3 protein-coding genes and 1 pseudogene are annotated in these 3,890 nt (G+C 58.6%); 2 read left to right on the top strand and 2 right to left on the bottom strand.

Annotated features, from left to right (window positions below; all coding sequences use genetic code 11):
* Positions 1 to 150 precede the first annotated feature (150 nt).
* Positions 151 to 765, bottom strand: a complete 615-nt coding sequence (locus tag YU9_RS0138015; RefSeq protein WP_084299224.1) for an HD domain-containing protein — start codon at positions 763 to 765, stop codon at positions 151 to 153.
* Between the two features lie 159 nt (positions 766 to 924).
* Positions 925 to 1,716, bottom strand: a complete 792-nt coding sequence (locus YU9_RS43985; RefSeq protein ID WP_051380674.1) for a class II aldolase/adducin family protein — start codon at positions 1,714 to 1,716, stop codon at positions 925 to 927.
* A 987-nt stretch (positions 1,717 to 2,703) separates the two neighbouring features.
* Here YU9_RS43985 and YU9_RS0138025 point away from each other — a divergent pair.
* Together YU9_RS0138025 and YU9_RS43990 are read left to right on the top strand one after the other, a co-directional pair.
* Positions 2,704 to 3,258 (top strand): peroxiredoxin, encoded by a 555-nt coding sequence (locus YU9_RS0138025; protein ID WP_027577375.1) that lies wholly within the window; start codon positions 2,704 to 2,706, stop codon positions 3,256 to 3,258.
* 5 nt (positions 3,259 to 3,263) lie between these two features.
* Positions 3,264 to 3,794: pseudogene (locus YU9_RS43990) on the top strand (carboxymuconolactone decarboxylase family protein).
* The last annotated feature ends 96 nt before the right edge of the window (positions 3,795 to 3,890 follow it).

Consider the following 3,890-nt stretch of genomic DNA (forward strand, 5'->3'; position numbering starts at 1 on the left):
CCGCAATCGGCCACGCACTCGATGCCTTCACCGCCGAGGAGTGCGCCAACTACCTCAAAAATTCAGGCTATCGAACTTAATGCCATCACGCTTTAAAGGGGCAGCTCGCCGAATTCTGGACGTTCGACGAGATGCCCCCGTCGCGAGCGGCTAGAGCGGCGGGCCCTCAGCGCTCCAGGGAGCACGGCCGAACACCCGACGGACTATGGGCTCGAACGTCTCCAGGGGCAACGTGTCGTAGCTTGGGTCGAAGGAGGCCTGGTCCCACTTGGCGCAGAACTCGACCGTCTTCTCAAAGGCGGGGTGGCCACGAAACTGATCGCGCAGGTTGCGATCCTTGCCTTTGTGATGGAGGAAGTAATAACTTTGGAAGATGCCGTGATGCTTGACAATCCAGTGGGTCGTTCTGCTGACGTAGGGCTGCAGTAGCGAGGCCGCGAACTCCGAATGGTTATCGGGCGCCAGCAGATCGCCGACATCGTGGAGGAGCGCCGCTACCACGAGCTCGTCCTCAGCGCCGTCGCGCAAGGCGCGGCTCGCCGTCTGCAGGGAGTGCACATAGCGGTCGACCCGCTCGCCCTCAGCGCTGTCCCTGAGCAGAGGCAGATAGGCGAGCACCCGATCGGCGGTCCCAGCCCGGAAGGACATCCAGTGCTCGTCAAGGAGAGCGACGTCCTCAGCCGTGGCATCCTCCGCCCGGATGTAGCTGACGGTGCGCCGCTCTATAGCAGCCCGGTCGGGCACAAGCGATGGATGCTTAGTCATGAGCGATTATCCTTTTTCAGATATGATCTTACTTCTCGGCACCTATGGCATCACTCGTCTTTAGAAGACGGACCTAGTCCACGAAGGCGCCAGTGAACTCGGGAGCACCTTAATGCTAGGAACGCCCCGCCGGCAGCAGAATGCAGGCACGACCCCGGCCTACTGCCTCCAGTCCGCCCCCCGGCCCTTGATCTGACGCAACGCGGCGCGCCAGTCGTCCACACCAAAGTTAGGCAAGGCACGCCGCTTCTTCATGCCCCTCCCGTAGTGCTCAACGACGTCGCGGGCAATCGGGGCCGGCTCCTCTCCCAACCCGCGCGCGATAATCTCAATCTCGCAGGCCCGATTCAATGTATACATGCGCCGAAGCGCGGCCGGTATCGTCGCCCCCAGTGTAAGCAGGCCGTGATTGCGCAAGATGAGAGCATCGCCATGCCGACAACTCTCGCCGAGAGAATCACGCTCCTCCCCAGTTACCGGCTTGCCGTATTCGTGATAGGCGAGCTCATCATAGACATCCAGCGCGTCCTGACTGATGGGTCTCAGCCCTTCTTTGAGCACCGAGATTCCGGTGCCGGGACGCGTATGAGTGTGCATAATGCAATTGACGTCAGGCCTCGCCCTATAGATACCAGCATGGATCGTGAACCCTGCAGGGTTGAATTTCCCTCCGCCAGAACGATTGTCCCCCTCGAGGTCTAGCTTTACCAGACTTGATGCAACGACCTCGCCAAATAGATCGCCGAAGTTATTGATCAAGAAGCACCTGGGCTCGTCCGGAATGCGCACCGATAGATGGGTGCTGATCGTGTCGGTCCAGCCATATAGGTCACAGACGCGATAAAGCGCAGCGAGATCGCAACGAATGCACCACTCGGCCTCGGTCATACCCTGACGCTCAACGACCGGAGCCGCTAAGCGGACTCCCTCCCCTTCTGATTGAGATTTCATTTGCCTTCCTTGCACAGCTTCTTATGAAACGGCGTAACCTCGCGGACGATCGTAACCGGAAAGCGCGGGCGAAATCCTCCAACTTTTGATGCCACAAAGCATAAATTCCGCACTATTCTCAGGAAAAGCGAGGCCTTGATGAGTCACCTGGCGACCAATTCCGCATGCTGCTGCACACTTTCGGAGCATCCCACGCTGACTTCGACCTGCCATCCTCTTTCGCTTGAGAGAGGCGAGTTAACAGGCGCCCGCGATTGACATCTCATTCAGACAGTCGGCATTTCGCACTTCGCGGCGGACGCTCAGAATCCTCCACCCGATCATTGCCGCGCTTGCCGTCGCAAGTGTGACAAACAAGCTAGACACCCAAGCATTGGTCGCCCGACTCTGGCCTCAATGAGCTCGGAACGATCGAGACGCGCAGGCGAGAAGTAGCGTCAAAACTGAACCGACTTATGTATGAAGTAGGGGCAAAGCTTACAACGTGCGAAGAATGGAACGCATTCCATGATGAGCAGCTCGATCGCCTCGTTACTATCCATCGCTCCGTCTGCGCAAGCCGGGCAACTTTGAGGTAGCGCTCGCTGCATCGTGCGGAGATATAGCTTCCAGCTTCACGCTCACTCCGATTGAAGGGAGTGAGAGGAGTTCGCCAGGGCTTCGCTCTCTACAAGGGCGGATTTCAAAAACTTCTGACTCACCACGCTTTGGTTGACGCAGGACAGCCGCAGCCCCGCGTCACACGCACTATGCGCAGGCATCCTGGCCTCGTAAGCGCAATTTGATGCCGCTGCAGCAAAACTGCCAAAAGACGCACATGTATGCGGTTATTCCGCGCATTACTGATAAAGTTGGGCGTCACTCATTCCGGCATCGCGATAGTGTTATTGCCGTATGGTGTCCTGGCCATTCACTGGCCTTTTGCGCGGCAGCGCGAAATTTCCAAGGCAATTGCGGCCACAGCCGTTCAAAAAAGGTGCGAAAGCTATGCTCGGAATTGGAAGTAAGCTGCGATCGTTCGAAGTCGTCGGCGTGAAGCCCGGATTTCAGGTTCAGGAAGAGAAGGGACAAAGCGCGTTCGAAACGCTGACGGAGAAGAGCTTTCCGGGCAAATGGAAGATCATCTTCTTCTATCCCAAGGATTTCACCTTCGTGTGCCCGACGGAGATCGCCGAATTCGCGCGCCTATCGAAGGACTTCGAGGACCGCGATGCCGTCGTGCTTGGCGGATCGACTGACAACGAATTCTGCAAGCTCGCTTGGCGGCGCGACCACAAGGATTTGCAAAAGCTGCCGATCTGGCAGTTCGCAGACACTAAGGGCTCGCTCGTCGACGGCCTCGGCGTGCGGTCGCCCGACGGCGTCGCCTATCGCTACACCTATATCATCGATCCCAATAACACGATCCAGCACGTCTACGCGACCAACCTCAATGTCGGCCGCGCGCCGAAGGATACGCTGCGCGTGCTCGACGCGCTGCAGACGGACGAGCTCTGCCCGTGCAACCGCGAGGTCGGCGGCGAGACGCTGAAAGTTGCCTGACGAATATGTCGATCGACGAGCTGAAAAGCCAGATTCCCGGTTTTGCCAGGGACGTGAGGCTCAACCTCTCGTCCTTGGTGTCCGATGAATCCCTCGACAAGCAGACTCGCTACGGTCTGTTTCTTGCCTGCGCGGTGGCTACGCGCAATCCGCATGTGATATCGGCATTCGAAGCGCTCGCGGCCCAGACGCTCACGCCTGCGGCGCTCGCTGCCGCTTAGGCGGCAGCGGCCGTGATGGCCATGAACAACATCTATTATCGCTTCGTCCACGTTGCCTCGAACAGGGCGTACGAAACCATGCCGGCGCGGCTCCGCATGAACATTGTCGGCAATCCGGGAGTCGACAAGACCGATTTCGAGCTATGGTCACTCGCGGTTTCGGCGATCAATGGCTGCGGGGCCTGCATCGCGGCGCATGAGAAGGTGCTGCAGGGGGGCGTAACGGAATCGACAATCCAGACCGCTGTCCGCTTTGCAGCGATCATTCAATCGATGGCGATCGCACTCGAGGCAGGCAGCCTACCGGCGGGGTAGATCGTCGTCCGTGAACAAGTCTCTAAGCGATTGAGCGAGAGTCTGTTTTTCGGATGCGGAGGCATTTGAGATTGCAGGGATTGGGCGCTTGAGCCG

Origin of the sequence: Bradyrhizobium sp. WSM1743, assembly GCF_000473065.1 — a bacterium.
In the GTDB taxonomy this organism is placed as follows: domain Bacteria; phylum Pseudomonadota; class Alphaproteobacteria; order Rhizobiales; family Xanthobacteraceae; genus Bradyrhizobium.

Bases quoted from the DNA above. Each gene is read 5' to 3' on its own strand.
- YU9_RS0138015 (WP_084299224.1), bottom strand. From the start codon at position 765: ATGACTAAGCATCCATCGCTTGTGCCCGACCGGGCTGCTATAGAGCGG.
- YU9_RS43985 (WP_051380674.1), bottom strand. From the start codon at position 1,716: ATGAAATCTCAATCAGAAGGGGAGGGAGTCCGCTTAGCGGCTCCGGTC.
- YU9_RS0138025 (WP_027577375.1), top strand. From the start codon at position 2,704: ATGCTCGGAATTGGAAGTAAGCTGCGATCGTTCGAAGTCGTCGGCGTG.